Origin of the sequence: Rossellomorea sp. YZS02 (genome assembly GCF_033963925.1) — a bacterium.
Lineage (GTDB): Bacteria > Bacillota > Bacilli > Bacillales > Bacillaceae_B > Rossellomorea.
Genome location: NZ_JAXBLY010000013.1, coordinates 92,675 through 110,842 on the forward strand (window position 1 = coordinate 92,675; position 18,168 = coordinate 110,842).

Genomic DNA, 18,168 nt, shown 5'->3' on the forward strand with positions numbered 1-18,168 from the left:
GAGGTCCGTCCCTCTAAAAAGTCACTCAACAAAATTCCAGCACGATGCCGGCTTTATCGTCGCTTTTTTTGAATCTGGGGTAAGTGATGCATTCCGGATCTGATTCTTCCAGGGTGATAAGGTCTTGGGCATATTGCTCGATTCCTTTTCGGAGGATGTTGTTAGCGGTATATTCCCAATAAGATTCTCCTTCGGGTATCGATTCCGTCGGCAGGAACAATCCGTCCGTCATCAGGATCAGATGGGTCAAACCCACCTTATTGATCTTCCCGTATTCGAAATAATCGGCCGCCTCCTCTTCACCGTTCAGGACACCGTACCCTTCTACCGTATTACTCATCTTACGGTTGGCAATTAACTGTTCTTTCACATGAGGCATGATGTCATCCCTAGTCCGTACTCCCCTTCGGATGCACTTCCTCCATATTTCAATGGCGTACTCTTCCAAATGCTCCACCTGCAGCCTCGTCAAGGAACGGACTTCACCGCTCTTATACACAGCGAGGATCATACAGTCCCCCGTTTGAATGAATTCAACCCCATTCTCCATCAACCGTATCACGGCAACGGCCGTACCCCAAAGTTTCTCTTTCCGATTGATGTCGATGCCGTATGTATACATTTTCTCATGTAAACTTTCATTAACCTTTACTAAGGTGTGAAATAGTGTTTTCCCTTCTTCTTCAAGGGATTCAAATGCTTCCTTTACCATGTGGGAAGCGATGTATCCACCTGTCAGGTTTTCGCTTGAGGTAAACGGAACAAAGGACGATACCCCGTCTGCGACCCCGAACAGGGAGCCCTGTTCATTGATTATCAGTGCATCCTCATTTAGAGTTCCGTCCCCCTTGATGGTGACATGATGAAGTTTCATATGAACACTTCCTTATTTTCTAAATCATCGAATCTACGAATATATTGGGATGTCGCCATGCCACTCACTTCGGCACCACATCCCGATATAAGAACCGGTCACGCCCAGTCATCATGTCCGGCGTCACTCTCTCCTCTCCTAGCTCATATCTTAACGGAAATTCAAAGTTCGGTCCGTCAAACACAAACGTATGAAACTCCCCATTTTCCCCGCACACATCGCAACTTTCAGGATAGTCTGCTAGAAATTCTTCATCATACACTCTGCCTGCGAAGGATTGTTCCAACTTCTCCAGATCAATGCAAGTGAGGACGGTTTTGAAACCGAGCTCGATGAACTCTCGTCCCAGTTCTGCGACAGGGCGACCCCACAACGGGAAAATCGGTGTGATACCCGTCCCTTCAAGCATCTCTTCCCGATACGCCCGTACATCCGCAAGATGGATATCCCCGAAGACCATATGCGTGACCCCGTCATCCAGCATACCGGAGACTGCCTTCTCCATCCGTTCCTGATATACTTCATTCGGGCAATCCTGGGGAATCCAAACCTCACGCAGTGGAATACCGAGTGATTCCGACTGCCTCTTCAACATTTCATACCGGACCCCATGGATTGAAACCCGGTCGAACCCTTCAGTTAAGGTCACAAGAAGTGAATCCACCTCGTAATCAGGATTTTTTTGAATTTCATATAATGCCAGGGTGGAATCTTTACCACCACTGTATGCGATGACTGTTTTCATTTGATACCTCCGTTTTTCATGAGTATTCTCACTCTTCATTATTCCAACCCCACACCTATAACTCAAACATTAAAAGTGGCCTGTAAGGGCACCAGGCTTGCCATGATTCCTTAAGACTGTATTATGGCTAAGGTTTTCTTTCATTTCATCTCAGTTTCAGACTGCCTGCTGTCCCTACCCTTCTATTGATGTCTGAAATCAAACGACTCACCCGGTACTTCCAACGACACCCCATTAATCACCACAGTATCCTTATCCGTCCACGAAATCTCGGCCGTCTCTTCCCGGTAGTTCCAGTAAATATTTTTCGTCTCGTACTCTTTCTCGTTATAAACCAACTCGCCTCTCACAGCATAAGAAGTCGTCGCTCCCCCATTCGTTACGTACGCCCGCAGCGTATACTTCCCATCCGGTGACGACTCCTCTGTCAGAAACTCCCCTTCCGGCAGCCTGTTCAAATCATAAAATGCCCAATAGACCACATAGATCCCGAATGCCAATACACATAACAAAAAGATACCTAACACAGTAAAAACAACCTTCTTTTCCGTTTCTACACCTGTATAGCTTCCCATAAGATGTACTCCTTTCACCTTTGGAGGGACGGACCTCAAATCTCCTAACGATTCATTTCACCCAAGCCAATTTTGAGGTCCGTCCCTCTCAAAGCTCCACCCACAAGGTCTCCTTTAACTCCTGTCTCGATGTAGCTTCTTACCAACTTCCACCCATCTTCTACTTTTTTGAAGGTGTCGAAGAACAGGTTGCCGGTTTCCATTGGTTTGCCGTTTATTTTGATGGTGGCATAGAGAACAGCCATGAATTCATGGTCTTTCATTGGAATGACCCCCACTTCATGGATTTCCCATTCTCCCTGACTGCCTTTCACGTATTCGAATCCCTGTTTCCAGCCCTCTATCGATCCCTCATATCCGAACTCTGCGATGTCTCCATCCCTGACTTCCCTGGCTTGATAATTCGTAGAGATGAAGCTTTCCAACTCAATTAGGGATGAATTCTCCCAAGCTTGTAAAAATGCATCCAGGGTCTCTCTCACTGTTTGGTCATTCATGATAAACCTCCTAAACTTCGATACTACCAATTATTTCAAATACCACTCCTAAACTCAATGCCTACAAAAATAGAAGCCTGACTTTTTCAGTCAAGCTTCCTTTGATCTTCATAATATTTGCCGATTTCCCTGCCCTGTGCAGAGAATCGTTCGTTTCCATATGTAGAGAAGTGCTCTCCGCAAGAGGTTTCCGTTACCTGTATTTCATCATAGAAGATCTCAGTGCCGCTTATACTTCCACCGCCGCTGTGATGAATACACTCATCTGCCATAGGGGTTCGATTTCCCACATTATCAACATACACATACCGATTCTGACTAAGATTATAACTCCGATCGCGAGTAGACGTCCGATATATGCCATATCGCTCAATATCCGTTCTCATAAGCGTAGGCAGACTCTCCACTTCAACAGGGATCAATGAATAGCCTTCATCATTTTTCAAAGGCGGCCGATCCTCTGCGCCGTGGAACACAACAATCGTCCCTTCATATCCCTCAGGAATCAGATAGAGGTATTTACCTGCCGGTTGTTCATTCCTTCCCGGTATCCAATTGACTGCCACAATGACAATGGCCAAAACGACAACGACACTTCCTGCTTTTAAATAAAACCGCTTATTGTCTCCATCTACCTCAGATGAATCCTTCCTTTTCAACCACTCATCCACGAAGAAAAAGATCACAGCACAGATCACTGCGAACCAGGCAAACCCGTCGATGACCAAATAAGTGAGTCCCCCGAATGAAGCGTGGATGATTCCTGCAGCCAACATCCGTCCCCTTCCCATCCTTTTCGTCAGCCAGTCAGAAAGGATGGATACCGGAATTCCATACGCAAGATTCCCAGCCAGGGCGTACATCAGGACAATAGGAAAGATCCAGAGTCCCCCGTCTGCTATACTAAAGATGAGGATGATCACAGAAAGTGTAAGACTCGTATAACATGCTGCTTTCACTTTTTTCATCATGCCAACTTCCAAAAAATAGAGATTGTGAATAAATTCACATTTTAACCTTACCATATTTTGTGATTTTCATCAAACAAGCTCCTTGCTCCACTTCACTACTACCAACAGCACAAACCCATGAATCAACGCCACCAACGCAAGCATTACATATGGGATCACCCCATCCCACGCATCCACTCTATACGTTTTATCAGAGGAAACGATGAACATGATTCCAGCAAGGAGCAAAAAGAAGATCTGATAAACAGCCACAGGATATAATCTGCTCTTATATAAGGTTCCCTCACGGATCAACACTCTGACAAAGAATCCATTCCACACCACTGACACGAATACCCCCATTAGGATGGGGCCAAAGGAAAGCGTAGAGCTGAGGATATCAGTGAACCAGAACAGACAAACGCACATAAGAAGTACCCCGACAATGGAAAACAATATCTTCTTCATTCGACTCCTCCTCGTTTCAACATAGTGTAATTTTACACCGAAAAAGAATTATTTTCCAAGGTTTTCTTGAAAATTGTCTTCAATGTGCCATCCATTGTTTACTATCCTCTCACAAGGGAAACACACTACTACAATCACTTAAAGGAGGAATTCATTATCGCACACGATCCAAAACAGGCCGTCGCTCAAATGAATGAAGACAAAAAGGAAGAGATTATGCAACATTTTGATTCTTTCAAAAATTATTTAGGGAATCAGGTTCATAAGGGAGAGAAGCTGGGTCTTAGTGAGGAAGCACTAGCAAAAGGTGCTAAGCGCGTAGCCGATTATTTAGCGGAGCATGAGGAACCGCGAAACCGGGAGCAGAAAATACTGAATGAGATGTGGCATGTAGCGAATAAGGAAGAGCGCGAGCATATGGCGCATGTGTTAGTAAAACTTGCTGATCAAACAAACGACTGACCACGGTTCCGAGCCCCCAGCCATCTATGGGGGCTTTCTTTATGGTAGAACGTTATTCTTGTAATGTCATACCGATTTGAGTCAAGGCTTCCTTCACGGTAGCCACCGTTGGAATAGCAGATAAATCAATCCCCACCTCGATTGCTTCCGTTGCCAAATCCGGCCTGATACCGGTTATGATTGATCGAACACCGAGAAGGGTTAACACATTGGTAATTCTAAAGAGATAATCGATAACCATGCGATCCAGTGCATAAGCACCGGAGAAATCAATGATCAGGCGATTGACGTCTTGTTCCCTTACTTTAGAGGGGATTAATTCTAGCAAGGTCATGGCTTTCTCCTGGCTTATCTTCCCCCTCAATGGAAGAATTGCCACATCATTAAGTAACGGTACAAGGTTCGCGGATAATTCATTGATTTCATCATTCATCTTAAATTGATTCTTCTCCGTTTCTTTCCGCTTTGTAATATCCCAGATATAGGTCTGAATGGCCCTTCTGTCCCCCACTTTCACTGGATGACAATACAATTCGACCTCTACAGGTGTCCCATCCATTCGGTAGACCTTTTCTTCAATGACATCCGCTGGTGCTTCATAAGCTGATTGTATTCTCTGACGGATGGCTGCCTTTGAGGTTTCCTGGAATAAATCAAGGGGACTCCCACCGATCATACTTTCTTTGTTGCTCCGGAAGAATGCTTCCGCTGCATGATTAACGTACAGGACCTTATAGTCCGTGTGGAGAATGAGTGGATCCCGTGAATATTCCATAACTTCCAAATAATCTATCTCTGCAACCAAAACATTCACATTATCACTCCTTTTCACCTACGTTACAGGTTGAGTGATAAGATATCAAGAATGTTGTATCCAAAAGGAACTCCTTATTGACCCTGATTCTCCCAAACTTCTCCTATTTTTCTGCTTCTGAACACATACTCTACCACCCATCTAATCAGATAAGCCAAAATGAAATAGATGATAAAAGACCACCACACTTCCCATTTATAAATGGTGTAAATGTGGAGCCAGCGAAAGAATGGTTCCGCTATAAAGGATGCCCCTCCCGAGATCATGAGAGTGCTATAGAAAAACGCCTTCCCCTTAGGAAAGTATTGATATTGCAGCATATAGGTGACTGGTATCAAGGCATAATCAAATACGTATGCTTTCGGTAGAAGGGGAATCAATTGGCAGGGGTACCCCCATAACCCAAGCTCATACCCCATTCCGTCCAAATTCGCCGCGACAATGATCCATACCAAACCCAGGAAGAATAGTTTAGGTTTATTTCCTGCATTTTTTGTTAGGCGGATAAACGCCACCCAAGTCAAGATGAAGAGTGTGAGGATAAACCACCATTGAAGAGACAGAAAACAATCATCCAACCAATAGTTGATATTTTGAAGTTTGATTTCCTTTACCTTTTCTTGTATTTGATCGTATTGTTCCTTCATATGTTATCCCCTTTTGAAAAATACCCTTCAATTTTCAGCATGTTATCTTGAATGATAGTGTTTGCCAATCATGAAAATGTATTCTTCCATCTGGTTCAAAGGTCCCCTCCTTTCATATAATCGAAATATTTCGTTTAATGAACCTGGATGAGAGGTAGTGTACTTATGAAAAGGCTTACTATCATGGATGATTGTCTACATATATTCGAAATATCCTAAAAATGTGGGGGATTTTATGAAATTACTATCTTTAAGCGTCTTACTGACCGTTCTTTTCCTCACCGGCTGCAGTTCTTTCAAGGTCCTCGACCCTAAAGGGACCGTTGCTGACCTTCAATTAAACTTGTTTCAGCTATCCACAGTGATCATGCTGTTGGTCTTTTTTGTCGTATTTTCTATATTTGTGTACTTCACTTGGAAATACAGAGAGACACCTGAGCGCCGACAAATTATCCCCCCGTATGTGAAAGGGAATAAAAAGCTGGAAGTGACGTGGACCGTCATACCGATTCTTTTATTAGTGATCCTCGCTATTCCTACCATCAAGGGAACCTTTTCCCTTGAAGAATTAAAGGCAAATGGTGAAGATCCGCTCGTGATCCAGGTGACTGGACATCAATACTGGTGGGAAGTCCACTATCCCGAGCAAGGCATTACCCTGACCAACGAAGCCTACATACCAGTGAATCGGCCTGTCGCATTCCAATTAACCTCGGCTGATGTCATTCATTCCTTTTGGATGCCGCGACTGGGAGGAAAAAAAGATCTCATACCAGGCAAAACGAACACCTTGACCCTGAATGCCTCCAAACAAGGGGAATATAAAGGACAATGTGCCGAGCTATGCGGAGCTTCCCATTCCTATATGAGATTTCAGGTCCACGCAGTCGGAGATCGGGAGTTCACTAAGTGGATTGAGAAAGAAACGAATGGAGAGGCAGCCGATCAACTGACTCCAACTGCTAAAGAAGGAAAGAAACTATTCATATCAAACTGCTTAACCTGTCATGCTATTTCGCCTGCAGAAAGGAGCAAGGGACCGAATCTTTCCGGTATTTCTGATAAAGAGCGAATTGGGAATGTCCTTCTGAACAGCGATGAAAATATGGAGAGGTGGATCAGGGACCCTTCTTCCATCAAGCCGGATGTCAACATGCCACCTTTCCCTGATTTGACAGAAGAGGATCTCAACGCATTAAGCACGTATCTTTCACAATTAGAAGAATAAATCATCCCTCAAGGAGGTGGAGAATATGGATATCAAATATACCCTTTTCGGACGGGAATTCGTATTCCCCACCGATATCGTTGCAGCAGACATCTCACTCTTTCTCATGGCAGTGACTGCCTTGTTCTTGTTGACACGATATAAAAAGTGGAAGTGGGCGTGGGATTGGGCAACCTCCACTCATCATCATAAAGTCGGCATTCTATACCTGGCTGCAGGAGGAGCCTTCTTCCTTCGTGGTGGTCTTGATGCTCTCATTATCCGACTGCAGCTTGCACTTCCTGAGAACCAGTTCTGGGTCTTTCAGGGGGAAAAGTATAACCAGATGATGACCACACACGGTACGACGATGATTTTCTTTGTGGCTATGCCTTTATTGATCGGGCTCATGAATGTCGCTGTCCCCCTTCAAATTGGGGCAAGGGACCTGGCGTTTCCATATCTTAATTTGCTAAGCTTCTGGCTCTTTTTCACCGGTGGTGCATTGGTCAATATCAGCTTCGTGCTTGGGGGATCTCCTTCAGCAGGGTGGACGGGCTATGCCCCCTTAAACCTCGATGTGTATACCCCGGGCCCCGGTATGGATTATTATGCCATCGGGCTCCAAATCGCCGGTGCCGGTACGATCCTGTCCGCAATTAACTTCCTGGTGACGATTATACGAAAGCGGGCTCCGGGTATGACCTTTATGAGAATGCCCTTATTCACCTGGTCTTCCTTTGTCACATCAATCTTGATACTCTTTGCCTTTCCTGCGCTGACTATTGCTCTTCTGCTCTTGACGCTGGACCGGGTGTACGGAACGGCTTTTCTTACCGGAGCGGAAGGGAACCCCATCATTTGGCAGCATTTATTCTGGATCTTCGGTCATCCGGAAGTATACATATTGATCCTGCCTGCGTTTGGCATCTTCTCTGATGTGATCACCACCTTTTCAAGGAGGAACCTGTTTGCCTATCCTGCCATGGTGTTTGCACTTGTATTAATTGGCTTTCTAGGGTTCATGGTGTGGATCCATCACATGTTCACCGTTGGGCTTGGACCTATTTCCAATGCTATATTTGCCCTTTCCACCATGTCTATCGCGGTTCCAACAGGCATCAAGGTGTTCAACTGGCTCTTTACGCTTCAGGGAGGAGTCATCCGCTTTAAGACCGCTATGTTATTTTCCCTGGCGTTCATTCCCACGTTCCTGATCGGAGGTGCCACAGGAGTGATGCTGTCTTCCGCTCCTGCCGATTATCAGTACCATGACAGTTACTTTGTCGTCGGGCACTTTCATTATGTGATCGTCGGCGGCACAATTCTCGGCATCTTTGCCGGAGTGTATTATTGGTGGCCAAAGATGTTCGGTTTCTTACTCAACGAAACCTGGGGAAAATGGCATTTCTGGTTATTTACCCTCGGGTTCCACATCACCTTTTTCCCCATGCATCTCATGGGATTGAATGGGATGCCGCGCCGAGTATTTACGTATTTAAAAAGCGATGGATTAGGAACATTGAATCTCATCAGTACAATCGGAGCCTTCCTCATGGCTCTTGCCGTACTGGTCTTTCTATGGAATATCTTCTGGAGTTACCGGCACGGAAAGCGGGATCTCACAGGGGATCCTTGGGAGGGACGGACCTTGGAATGGGCTATCCCGTCACCACCTCCCCTCGGGAATTTCATAAAGCGGCCCCTTGTCACCACCATCGATCAACTTTGGCATGAAAAGCGGAAAGGGGATGGCACCATCCGAACCTCAGGTGAAGAGGACGCCATTTTCGTATCGAACCATACGTCTCAGCCCCTGATGCTGGCAGGAGTGCTGTTCGTCTCATCCTTTGGCTTCATCTTTGATGTCGAGCTCTTGCAATGGTTCGGGTTTGTCAGTGTAACAGGATTGATGATCCTTCGTTCTTTCACGGCCGGGCGCACATGGACCGTTTATACAACTGAAGAATTATGGGCAGAAAGGAGGAAACGTTCCCTATGACTTCACACGTTTTCAGTATGGAACAAGAAGAGGATAAGAAGCTGGCCATGTGGTTTTTTATTGCTGCAGAGGTTGTGATCTTTGCGTCCTTATTTGGAGTATACCTGACACTTAAATCCCATATTTCTGAAGGACCATCAAGCGCTCAGATGCTTGAGTTAAAAAGCGTCACGCTATCAACGGTCCTGCTCCTATCAAGCAGCTTTACGATTTATTCCTGCCTTCAAGCGAGTGACAGTGGAAAAATGGGGAAGACATTTCTCCTTTTACTCCTGACCTTTTTACTTGGCGGCTCCTTTTTACTGATGGAATCAAGGGAATTCATTCACTACTATGAACAAGGATTCGAAGTGGATTCCAGCCCATTTCTGTCTTCCTTCTATTTATTGGTCGGGACCCATGGTCTTCACGTCTTCGCAGGAGTCGTCTGGATAGGAATCTTACTCATACATTTTCGGATGAAAGGGATCTGCCGGGAAACAACTTCGAGACTTTCTGTATTCTCCCTTTATTGGCATTTCGTCGATCTCGTGTGGGTGTTGATCTTTACTCTCGTCTATCTGTATGGAAAGGTGGGATAAATGTGAAAAAAACGAGATTTATCTTACTATATGTAGTCGTTATCGGCTCAGCCATCGCCGGATCTATTCTTGTTGAATTTTCGAGGGAACAGCTTGAGGCTTCATCGATTCTTCTCATACTCTTATCCCTTGCCTTTTTATCTATCAGCCTTCAGTTGACGGTATTAATGAACACGAGAGCACCCCTTACCAAGTGGAAGTGGCTCTCCTTGTCAAGCGGCCTGCTGGTCGGCGGACTCACCTTTCTCTATTTATTTCTTTTAACCTAAAGATACAGGGAGCGAACTTGCTCCCTTTTTCATTTCTGCTATCATTCAATCCCCTAAAACGCGACTTTCTCCCCTTACATCATTCTTTCCAATATGCTAAAATTATCCAAAATCAGACAAGTTTCTTCCCTTTTATGAAAGGAGATTGTAGCTAATGTCAGAAAATAATGAGCTGTACACCATTTTGAGAACCCTTCAAACCTATTCCGAATGTGACATTACCCATTCATTTTCTGAACATAATACCGACCTCTTAAAGGTTTCTTACTCCCATGAATTCAAATCCTTTGTGGTTACCCAGCATGGCTCTGTAGAAACTTATCAGGGTCTGCCTTCCGCTCTTGCCAGGTTAGAAGTTCTGTTACACGATTTCAAACATCCTTCCGTTTAGAGGAGATCCGTGGAGTTTGGTCATTCCACGAAGAAAAGACCCGTCTTCCATTGACAGGTCTTTTCTCGTTTCCGGAAGTCATCCGGCTATGAATTTAGTTGTTAGAGTTATTCGAGCTGTTGGAGCCGCCTGAATTACTGGATTGTCCGCCTTTTGCACCGATTTCCTGATAGAACTTCTTGTTGTGATTCTCTGATGTTGCTTCTCCACCTTTTTCACCGATCTCTTGGTAGAATTCTTTGTCGTGGTTCTTCGCTGTTTGTTCGCCGCCTTTACGACCAGCTTCCTCGTAACTCATTTTGTTTCCGTTGTTGTTATTGTTGCTGTTGTTACTGTTTGACATAAATAAAATCCTCCTTAAGTTTAGTAAAATGGTGTTGTACGTTTGTACATTGGTTATATACCTCGAGATATGAAAGATAAACAAATTTGGGGGTTTTTAACATTTTTGTAATTTAATTTATACTCTGGCGAGGATGATGCCTTTTAATAGAAGTGATGTGCCGGTAGGTGTATGATGTGGTTACGAATATTGTGCGAAGGAGACTTGCCATATGGACTACATCAAGCGGGGAACTCCCGCTTTCAAGAACGCGAACCTTGCCCTCTTTGCAGGGGGCTTCAGCACGTTTGCCATCCTGTGGGGAACGCAACCGCTGCTGCCGGAAATCGCCCGGGAGTTCGATGTTTCACCTGCCACTTCAAGTCTCAGCCAGTCCTCCACCACCATCGCCCTTGCCATCAGCCTGTTGATCGCTGGATCACTGTCGGACGTGTATGGCCGGAAATCGGTGATGACCTTTTCGTTACTGACTTCATCCATCCTCGCCATCTGCACGGGGTTTGCCACGGGATTTCATATGCTGGTCGCCGGCAGGATCCTTCAGGGAATTACGCTTGCCGGGCTCCCCGCTGTCGCCATGGCGTATCTGGGTGAGGAAATTGAAGGGAAGAGCCTCGGGATGGCCATGGGGCTATACATCAGTGGCAACTCCATCGGCGGAATGTCAGGGCGGATCATCAGCGGCGTACTCACTGATTATTTCAGCTGGCACGTCGCACTGATGGGGATCGGGGTCATCAGCTTATGTTCAAGCATCATCTTTATGGTCCTGCTCCCCCGGTCAGCCCATTTTGAACCCCAAGCCTTCAAACTTACTAGTCTGACCCGCTCCTTATTCAGTCAATTCAAAGTGCCGGGACTACTCAGCCTCTTCACCATCGGATTCCTGTTGATGGGCGGATTCGTCTCTCTCTATAATTACATCTGTTTCGAGCTGATCGCACCACCCTACTCACTCAGCCAGACCGTCGTCGGCTTCATCTTCATCGTCTATATCGTTGGTACGTTCAGTTCCACTTGGATGGGGATGCTCGCCGATCAATATGGAAAAAAGAACATCCTGCCATTATCCCTCGTCATCATGCTGACAGGCGTCCTGACGACCCTGCACCCAAATCTTTGGGTAAAAATCATTGGAATTGCCGTCTTCACATACGGTTTCTTCGCCGGCCATTCCATCGCCAGCAGCTGGGTCGGACGCCTTGCCGTCCATGACAAAGCCCAGGCCTCTGCCCTCTACTTGTCCGCCTATTACGCCGGTTCAAGCGTGGGCGGGACCGTCAGTGGAAGCTTCTATCATCAGTGGAACTGGCCGGGTGTGGTTTGGATGATCGTCAGTCTTTCTGTTATATCGATTGGGATTTCGATGCAATTGGGAAAAAGGGAATCTGCTCGATCCACATAAAAGAGGACTTCACATGAAGTCCTCTTATCCTTTCACTCCGGGATTCCTGGCATCTGTCTCCTTTTTCTTCAGGAACTGCCCTCTCAGGTCCATCACAATCAACATAGTTCCTGTGACCCCAACTATAACAGCCAACAACAATGGAACGGTCCCAATATCGCGCATGGCCGTCCCGAATATTCCGTACTCACTGCTCCAGCCGAGTCCATCCGTTCCCCCAAGCACCTGGGAATAGATTGCTGCCGCTATCAGCGTGGAGCCATACAGAATCGAACTGATCAATATGCATGTTAATCCAATCCATAATGGTTTCATCGTTACCTCTCCTACCTTCCAAAAAAAGCAGGCAGTTCAATCCCCAGATCGAATAAAGCGCTCGTGACAAGAAGGATGACCACTGGAATCATGAAAAGAATCAGAATCAATGGCCAGATTCGATTCGAAGATTCCTCTCTCTTTCGCTTTTTGTAGATTTCTTGAACTCGCTTTTGCTTTTCATTTGTGGGTTCAGCCATATCCTTTACCTCTCCGATTTCACAAAGTATTTTCCTATGTCCGCCTCCATTCATACTGAATATCCGGCAGGTTTTCCTCATTTTCGTGACCTCTTCCGATCACCACAAATCCGTTCTTTTCATAAAATTTCTGGGCGTTCTCATTGACTTCAAAAGTATACAGGGTCAGGTACCCTTTGGACTTCGCCTTCGCTCTCTCCAATAGCATCTGACCAATTCCGAGTCCTTGATAATCTATATGAATGTAAAGCTGGCTGATTTCTATTTCATTATATGCGGCCATACCTGCTACTTTTCCATCTACCATGGCCAGTTCGATTGTGAATTCTTCAGGCAGGATGTCGGTTAAAAAGTAAAGGTGGCTTTCCACACTATGTATTTCCTTCTGTCCAATGGCCCGCTCCTTGCTTTCCCGCCACATGGTCACGACTTCCTCGGCATACTGCTGGTCGAAGGGAATGATGTCTGCTTTCATCTCTGCTCCTCCTTAAGAGTCTTTCGTATATTGAAAGGCAAGACTTGATAAAATGAACGACAAACCGAGTAGAGTTGGTGTAACAATAAACAGCATGGCCATATCGGTTTTAAAATTCCACGGCACATAAGCCTCCCATAAATACGCCGTCCCCTTCCACAACACGAGGAAGATGAACATCGTAAAGACAAGGTAAATGAGCCTCTCTAACAAACGTTTCATCAAGATCCACCTCATTTTTTCTCTTTCAAAATCGTAAAAATCAAAAAGGATATCAAAATCAAAAAAACGATCCCGACCCCACTCAGGATGTCGTAGATGCCATTCACAAGATAGATCATGTATATCGAATCCTCCAGATGACTTTTTTCTAATTATTTCAAATAATGGGATATTTCTCAATCCTTTTTTAGAAGCAGGAAAAGAGCTTACCTGCCATAGGTAAGCTCTCTTCCTTATTCTTCCGGAATGATGTGCAGCTTCTCCAACACCTCTACCGTCAGATTCTTGGCTTCTGTCCCGCTTCCGTCCAGATTGACGGCGAATACCCATTCTCCCTTATCGGTTTCCACATACCCCGTGTACCAGCCGAGTCCAAAATCCGACAACCGGGTACCGGTTTTGCCGTGGATGATATAGTCATCCTGCTCATCATTGATCATGATCCGCTTCACCGTTCTCATCTGCTGTATATCATAAGGGAGACTCTCTTCTACCAGATCTTCATAAAAGTCGGCCTGCTCCCGGGCCGATATTTTCAGACTGCTGTCGAGCCAGAAGGAGTCGATGCCACCAGAGATATCTTCATTCCCATAGTCCATCTTTTCAATGTTTTCCTGCATCCTCTCTTCCCCGATATCACGGGCCATGGACTTGTAGTACCAGATGACGGAGTACCTCATGCCGGATGCGAGGGTGTGGTCCCGGTTCCAATCCGGAAACTCCCTCACCGTTCCGTCCCATCGTTTCACCTCATATTCATCCCTGACGGCACCCGTCGATAATCCAATCAGGGCGTGTGGTACTTTGTACGTTGATTCCGGAGTATACTGCCGCTCGCTTCTCTTCTTGTTGTAAATGAATTCCTTGTCTGTCTTCAGATTGCGGATGACGATGGTCGCGTCTTTTCCATTCAGCATGTCGGTGATTTCCGATTGAACACTAGTTTTGGCGTCGGCATATGTCCCTCCCATGACGATCAGAACTATACTCATGACGAGTGCTGCAATTCGCTTCATTGTATTCCACTCCTTTTGATTTACTAGAATGACAGGCCAATCGTCCATGCCCACCGTTCTCGATTTCTAGTATACTGACAGAAAAGGAACGACCACACGCCATTTTTCACTGACTGTACCCATACAGATGGGAGGAAACCAAGATGTCCCGTGCCAAATTTGAAGAAATCATCCATCACATCGAGGAGCTGGCCGAGTCTGGAGAACTAAAGCTCGGAAGCCGCTTACCGTCGATCAGATCCCTTGCCGATACGTTCTCCTGCAGCTTGAATACCGTCATCAAAGCATATAAAGAATTGGAGTTCGGCCACAAGATCTATGCCGTTAGAAAAAGCGGATATTATTTGGTAGAAGATTTTCCTTATAAAAAACAACGCGGTGCTGGAGAAACCATCTATGACTTCTTATCTGCCGGACCCGATAAGCACGCCATGCCTTACCTCGATTACAAGCACTGCATGAATCAGGCGATTGACCGGTACAAAGAAGATATGTTCACCTACTCCGAACTTCTCGGTCTCTTCTCCCTCCGCGAAGAACTCGCCCGGCACCTGCGGGATCTCCAGGTGTTCACGACACCGGAACGAATCGCGGTGACAACAGGATCACAGCAGGCTCTCCATCTATTGATCCGCCTCCCATTCCCTAATGGAAAACAAACCATCCTGACCGAACAGCCTGCTCATCCAAGTTTCATAGAATCCTTGAAGCACCAGCCCAGCGCCGGTATCGACATCGGGAGGGACGGACCTGACCTCCAGGAGCTCGAGACCATTTTTCAAAAAGGAGACATCAAATTTTTCTACGTAGTCTCACGGTTTCATAATCCCACAGGGCACGGCTATACCAATGAAGAAAAAAGGAAAATCGTCGAGCTCGCCGAACGGTATGATGTATACATCTTGGAGGACGATTATATGGGGGACCTGGATCCAGATTTGAAGCAGGATCCCATGTTTGCCTATCAGCCGAATGGAAGGGTCATTTACACGAAGAGCTTTTCCAAAACACTTCTCCCCGGTCTCCGTCTCGGACTTGCTGTCCTGCCCCTTGAGTTGATTGAACGTTTCACAAAGGCGAAGTTTGCAGCAGACGTCCATACGCCGGTCATCACTCAGGGGGCACTGGAAATCTATTTGAAAAATGGGATGTTTGCTGCCCATATCAAAAAGATTCGGAAGCTGTACAGGAAAAAAGGGGAAATGCTTCGCCAGGCGTATCAAACCCTCATGCCCGATGGGACGATTTATACGTGCCCACCATCCGGCTTCTACTCAACGGTCAGACTGCCATCTCCATTGAAAGCCGAAGAGCTGATTCAACGATTAAAGGAGAAACATGTATCCGTGCAGAGTACCAAATCCATGTATTTAGAGGCTTTCATGAGACATGACGAGCTCCGGCTCAGTGTATCCCATGTGGAGGATGACATGATTGGAGGAGGGGTTGCGCTTATGGCAGAAACCATTCAAGAAATGATGATTGAGAGAAAAAAAGGAGTAATTTGGAGGTAATCGGCCATATGTAGACTGTGGTGGGACTTGAACGGCGTCATATATAACGAATCTTAGCCAAGTCAGTCCCGAACTCGTGCCACTTTCACGAAAACTTGTGCCACTTCCTAACAATAACCATAATCAAAAGCCGGAAGACTCCCCTCTTCCGGCTCCACTCTCGATTACTTTATAATCGTCGATCCCTGCAGCAGTTCCGGCTTCGCACCAAGGATCAATAAGAACAACTTCGAGTCACTGATTTGTCTGTGCTTTTTCATAATGTCTTTCAACTGAACGATATTCGGATGAGCTTTCAGTTTCTGTACCTCTTCCTGATAGAGTGAGAGGATCGAGTCCCGCACAAACTGCGGTTCGTAATCCGGCAGCTCCTTATCCCGTATCAGGGACCCCATGTATCCGTACTTCAGCTGCAGCTGTCGCGTCAGGCTCGTGACGTGGACGAGCTGTTCATTCAGTTCCGGGTAGTCCTGTTTCAGTGCTTCCACGTCTTTTTTGGCTTCGTGGAGTTCGTTCATTCCTGCAATCATTGTGGTCATGATGCTTCCCCTCCCATGTTCCAAGGTTTTTCGAGACCGATGATGTCATTCAGGATTTTGCTTTGCTTGCGGCGGACCCGTCTTCTTTCGGCTCGTTCCTTCCCGGATTCGAACAGGAATCTCTCTTCTTCTGTTTCCGGTACGATTTCCGCCACCTTAACAGGTTTTTTATTTTCATCGAGTGCGACGAAGGTCAGGAATGCTGTCGCCGCCATCCGCCTTTCCCCTGTGATCATGTCTTCTGCGATCACCTTGCAGAAGATTTCCATCGATTTATTTCCAACATAGGAAACGAAGGATTCAACGCATACGGAATCACTTTGATGGATCGGATACAGAAAGTCGATAGAATCGGTCGATGCCGTCACACATTCCTTCACCCGTGCATGACGTCTCGCCGATAACGTCGCATTATTATCGAGCTTCTTCATCAACACCCCGCCGAACAGGGTGTTGTAGTTGTTCAAATCATTGATCATGACCTGGTCCGTACTGACGACCAGACTCTCTTTCGGATGCTTCTTGTTTGGCATGAGAAACAAGTCCCTTCTGTTTTGTAAATGGTATTTCAAACGTTTGATACCCAAAGTGTACGCCCGTCATCACAATAAGTGAAATGAATGTTCCTCATCACCACCATAGACACTGTCTATGCAACGGCTTACAATTGAATGGTATCAATCCCCATTTTTCCTGAATCGGGACAAAAAAAAGAGCATTCCTCACTCGGAAATGCTCCCCATTAATCGTTCCTGGGTAAAGGTCAGCCATTCTTTCGTGGCATACGACAAGTATTGATTTTTTCGCCAGATGATGGCGAGGTCCCATTCGATGACAGGCTTCACTACCCGGATCGCGACCAGATCCTCCTTCAACTGCTCATACACACTGAATGGCAGGATTGATATCCCAAGTTCCGCTTCAATCATTTTCCCGATAAAATCCCACTGAGAGCTTTCGGATACCACTTTCGGAAGAAACCCCGCTTCCTTACACGCCTCACGGATCCGGTCATTCAGGGCAAAATCCTTATTGAAAAGAATGAGCTGCTCGTCCTCAAGCTCCTTTAATTTCACCTGTTTCCTCCCCGCCAACCGGTGGCCACGAGGAACCACAATCCTCAGTTCTTCTCTCATAAACGAAAAATGATGAAAGTCTTCCTCTGAAGCCGGAAGCACCCCGACACCGACATCCAGCTGGTCGGCAAGGATATCTTCTTCAATCCGCTTCGTCCCATTCTCGATGAGCTGGAATGTAATGCCTGGATACAACTTATGGAATTCCCCAAGCACCTTGATGAACTGACCCGCATCCATGATCGGCGGCAGACCGATCCGAATATGTCCCCGTTGCAGTCCAATCAGGTCATCGAGCTCATGCTGAACGTTCTCGAACGCCTTATCGATCGTCTGAGCCTGAGTCAAGATCGCCCGCCCCGCATCCGTCAGCACAAGCTGCTTCCGGGAACGGTCGAACAGCTCAACACCAAGCTCATCCTCCAAGTTCCGGATCATCTTACTGATCGTCGGCTGGGTCACAAACAAATGATCCGCTGCACGGGTGAAACTCTTGAATCTCGTTACTTCTATAAAATATTTCAAGTGCCTGATATCCACTTGTTCACCTTCTCTTTCAATGGTCATTCCTTTATAATCAT

24 protein-coding genes and 1 pseudogene are annotated in these 18,168 nt (G+C 46.1%); 8 read left to right on the forward strand and 17 right to left on the reverse strand.

Annotated elements, in window-relative coordinates; translation table 11 throughout:
• Nucleotides 1-25 precede the first annotated feature (25 nt).
• The 6 genes from SLH55_RS13950 to SLH55_RS13975 form a co-directional block, all read right to left on the reverse strand.
• Nucleotides 26-874, reverse strand: a complete 849-nt coding sequence (locus SLH55_RS13950) for a protein phosphatase 2C domain-containing protein (protein ID WP_219167528.1) — start codon at nt 872-874, stop codon at nt 26-28.
• A 64-nt stretch (nt 875-938) separates the two neighbouring features.
• The gene (locus SLH55_RS13955; RefSeq protein ID WP_219167529.1) at nt 939-1,619 is read right to left on the reverse strand and encodes a diphthine--ammonia ligase; all 681 of its coding nucleotides are present in this window, start codon (nt 1,617-1,619) and stop codon (nt 939-941) included.
• 182 nt (nt 1,620-1,801) lie between these two features.
• The gene (locus SLH55_RS13960) at nt 1,802-2,194 is read right to left on the reverse strand and encodes a DUF5412 domain-containing protein (RefSeq protein WP_320323725.1); all 393 of its coding nucleotides are present in this window, start codon (nt 2,192-2,194) and stop codon (nt 1,802-1,804) included.
• Nucleotides 2,195-2,238: 44 nt separating this feature from the next.
• The gene (locus tag SLH55_RS13965; RefSeq protein ID WP_219167531.1) at nt 2,239-2,691 is read right to left on the reverse strand and encodes a nuclear transport factor 2 family protein; all 453 of its coding nucleotides are present in this window, start codon (nt 2,689-2,691) and stop codon (nt 2,239-2,241) included.
• 86 nt (nt 2,692-2,777) lie between these two features.
• A complete protein-coding gene (locus tag SLH55_RS13970) occupies nt 2,778-3,659 on the reverse strand; it encodes a DUF6843 domain-containing protein (RefSeq protein ID WP_320323726.1) in 882 nt (293 codons plus the stop codon).
• 72 nt (nt 3,660-3,731) lie between these two features.
• Nucleotides 3,732-4,109 (reverse strand): hypothetical protein, encoded by a 378-nt coding sequence (locus SLH55_RS13975; RefSeq protein ID WP_320323727.1) that lies wholly within the window; start codon nt 4,107-4,109, stop codon nt 3,732-3,734.
• 66 nt (nt 4,110-4,175) lie between these two features.
• Here SLH55_RS13975 and SLH55_RS13980 point away from each other — a divergent pair, with 66 nt between their 5' ends.
• Entirely contained in the window at nt 4,176-4,571 is a 396-nt protein-coding gene (locus SLH55_RS13980) for a DUF3243 domain-containing protein (RefSeq protein ID WP_374939762.1), read from the forward strand.
• Between the two features lie 52 nt (nt 4,572-4,623).
• On the opposite strand, the gene SLH55_RS13985 is transcribed toward SLH55_RS13980, so the two are convergent.
• Both SLH55_RS13985 and SLH55_RS13990 read right to left on the reverse strand, forming a co-directional pair.
• Nucleotides 4,624-5,385, reverse strand: coding sequence for a PAS domain S-box protein (locus tag SLH55_RS13985; RefSeq protein WP_219167534.1), 762 nt, complete (start codon nt 5,383-5,385; stop codon nt 4,624-4,626).
• 74 nt (nt 5,386-5,459) lie between these two features.
• Nucleotides 5,460-6,032: a CBO0543 family protein gene (locus tag SLH55_RS13990; protein ID WP_219167535.1), complete on the reverse strand. Its 573-nt coding sequence runs from the start codon at nt 6,030-6,032 to the stop codon at nt 5,460-5,462.
• A 235-nt stretch (nt 6,033-6,267) separates the two neighbouring features.
• On the opposite strand from SLH55_RS13990, the gene coxB reads away from it, so the two are divergent.
• The 5 genes from coxB to SLH55_RS14015 all read left to right on the forward strand — a co-directional run bounded on the left by coxB (nt 6,268) and on the right by SLH55_RS14015 (nt 10,482).
• On the forward strand, nt 6,268-7,260 hold the full coding sequence (gene coxB / locus SLH55_RS13995; RefSeq protein ID WP_320323728.1) for a cytochrome c oxidase subunit II: 993 nt from the start codon (nt 6,268-6,270) through the stop codon (nt 7,258-7,260).
• A 106-nt stretch (nt 7,261-7,366) separates the two neighbouring features.
• Nucleotides 7,367-9,241, forward strand: coding sequence for a cytochrome c oxidase subunit I (locus SLH55_RS14000; protein WP_320323784.1), 1,875 nt, complete (start codon nt 7,367-7,369; stop codon nt 9,239-9,241).
• On the forward strand, nt 9,238-9,822 hold the full coding sequence (locus SLH55_RS14005) for a cytochrome c oxidase subunit 3 (protein WP_320323729.1): 585 nt from the start codon (nt 9,238-9,240) through the stop codon (nt 9,820-9,822). The genes SLH55_RS14000 and SLH55_RS14005 overlap by 4 nt, the downstream gene beginning before the upstream one ends.
• A gap of 2 nt (nt 9,823-9,824) precedes the next feature.
• Complete coding sequence (locus SLH55_RS14010) at nt 9,825-10,091, forward strand: hypothetical protein (protein WP_219167538.1); 267 nt, start codon at nt 9,825-9,827, stop codon at nt 10,089-10,091.
• Between the two features lie 154 nt (nt 10,092-10,245).
• Entirely contained in the window at nt 10,246-10,482 is a 237-nt protein-coding gene (locus SLH55_RS14015) for a hypothetical protein (protein ID WP_219167539.1), read from the forward strand.
• A gap of 133 nt (nt 10,483-10,615) precedes the next feature.
• Here the strand turns inward: SLH55_RS14015 and SLH55_RS14020 are convergent.
• Nucleotides 10,616-10,825 (reverse strand): annotated as a pseudogene (locus SLH55_RS14020) (KGG domain-containing protein); the annotation flags it as partial.
• 211 nt (nt 10,826-11,036) lie between these two features.
• On the opposite strand from SLH55_RS14020, the gene SLH55_RS14025 reads away from it, so the two are divergent.
• On the forward strand, nt 11,037-12,230 hold the full coding sequence (locus SLH55_RS14025) for an MFS transporter (RefSeq protein WP_320323730.1): 1,194 nt from the start codon (nt 11,037-11,039) through the stop codon (nt 12,228-12,230).
• 24 nt (nt 12,231-12,254) lie between these two features.
• Here the strand turns inward: SLH55_RS14025 and SLH55_RS14030 are convergent, their stop codons facing one another.
• The 5 genes from SLH55_RS14030 to blaOXA form a co-directional block, all read right to left on the reverse strand.
• Nucleotides 12,255-12,545: a phosphatase gene (locus tag SLH55_RS14030; protein WP_320323731.1), complete on the reverse strand. Its 291-nt coding sequence runs from the start codon at nt 12,543-12,545 to the stop codon at nt 12,255-12,257.
• Nucleotides 12,546-12,556: 11 nt separating this feature from the next.
• Nucleotides 12,557-12,745, reverse strand: coding sequence for a hypothetical protein (locus SLH55_RS14035; RefSeq protein ID WP_320323732.1), 189 nt, complete (start codon nt 12,743-12,745; stop codon nt 12,557-12,559).
• A 34-nt stretch (nt 12,746-12,779) separates the two neighbouring features.
• Nucleotides 12,780-13,220: a GNAT family N-acetyltransferase gene (locus SLH55_RS14040; protein ID WP_320323733.1), complete on the reverse strand. Its 441-nt coding sequence runs from the start codon at nt 13,218-13,220 to the stop codon at nt 12,780-12,782.
• A gap of 12 nt (nt 13,221-13,232) precedes the next feature.
• Entirely contained in the window at nt 13,233-13,442 is a 210-nt protein-coding gene (locus tag SLH55_RS14045) for a hypothetical protein (protein WP_320323734.1), read from the reverse strand.
• 233 nt (nt 13,443-13,675) lie between these two features.
• Nucleotides 13,676-14,458, reverse strand: coding sequence for a class D beta-lactamase (gene blaOXA / locus SLH55_RS14050; protein WP_320323735.1), 783 nt, complete (start codon nt 14,456-14,458; stop codon nt 13,676-13,678).
• Between the two features lie 143 nt (nt 14,459-14,601).
• Here blaOXA and SLH55_RS14055 point away from each other — a divergent pair, with 143 nt between their 5' ends.
• Complete coding sequence (locus SLH55_RS14055; protein WP_320323736.1) at nt 14,602-15,972, forward strand: PLP-dependent aminotransferase family protein; 1,371 nt, start codon at nt 14,602-14,604, stop codon at nt 15,970-15,972.
• A 164-nt stretch (nt 15,973-16,136) separates the two neighbouring features.
• Here SLH55_RS14055 and SLH55_RS14060 read toward each other — a convergent pair whose 3' ends face one another.
• The 3 genes from SLH55_RS14060 to cidR all read right to left on the reverse strand — a co-directional run bounded on the left by SLH55_RS14060 (nt 16,137) and on the right by cidR (nt 18,127).
• Nucleotides 16,137-16,511 (reverse strand): hypothetical protein, encoded by a 375-nt coding sequence (locus SLH55_RS14060; protein WP_320323737.1) that lies wholly within the window; start codon nt 16,509-16,511, stop codon nt 16,137-16,139.
• On the reverse strand, nt 16,508-17,044 hold the full coding sequence (locus SLH55_RS14065; protein WP_320323738.1) for an acyl-CoA thioesterase: 537 nt from the start codon (nt 17,042-17,044) through the stop codon (nt 16,508-16,510). Before SLH55_RS14065 ends, SLH55_RS14060 begins: the two co-directional genes overlap by 4 nt.
• A 189-nt stretch (nt 17,045-17,233) precedes the next feature.
• Nucleotides 17,234-18,127, reverse strand: a complete 894-nt coding sequence (cidR, locus tag SLH55_RS14070; RefSeq protein WP_219167859.1) for a cidABC operon transcriptional activator CidR — start codon at nt 18,125-18,127, stop codon at nt 17,234-17,236.
• Nucleotides 18,128-18,168 lie beyond the last annotated feature (41 nt).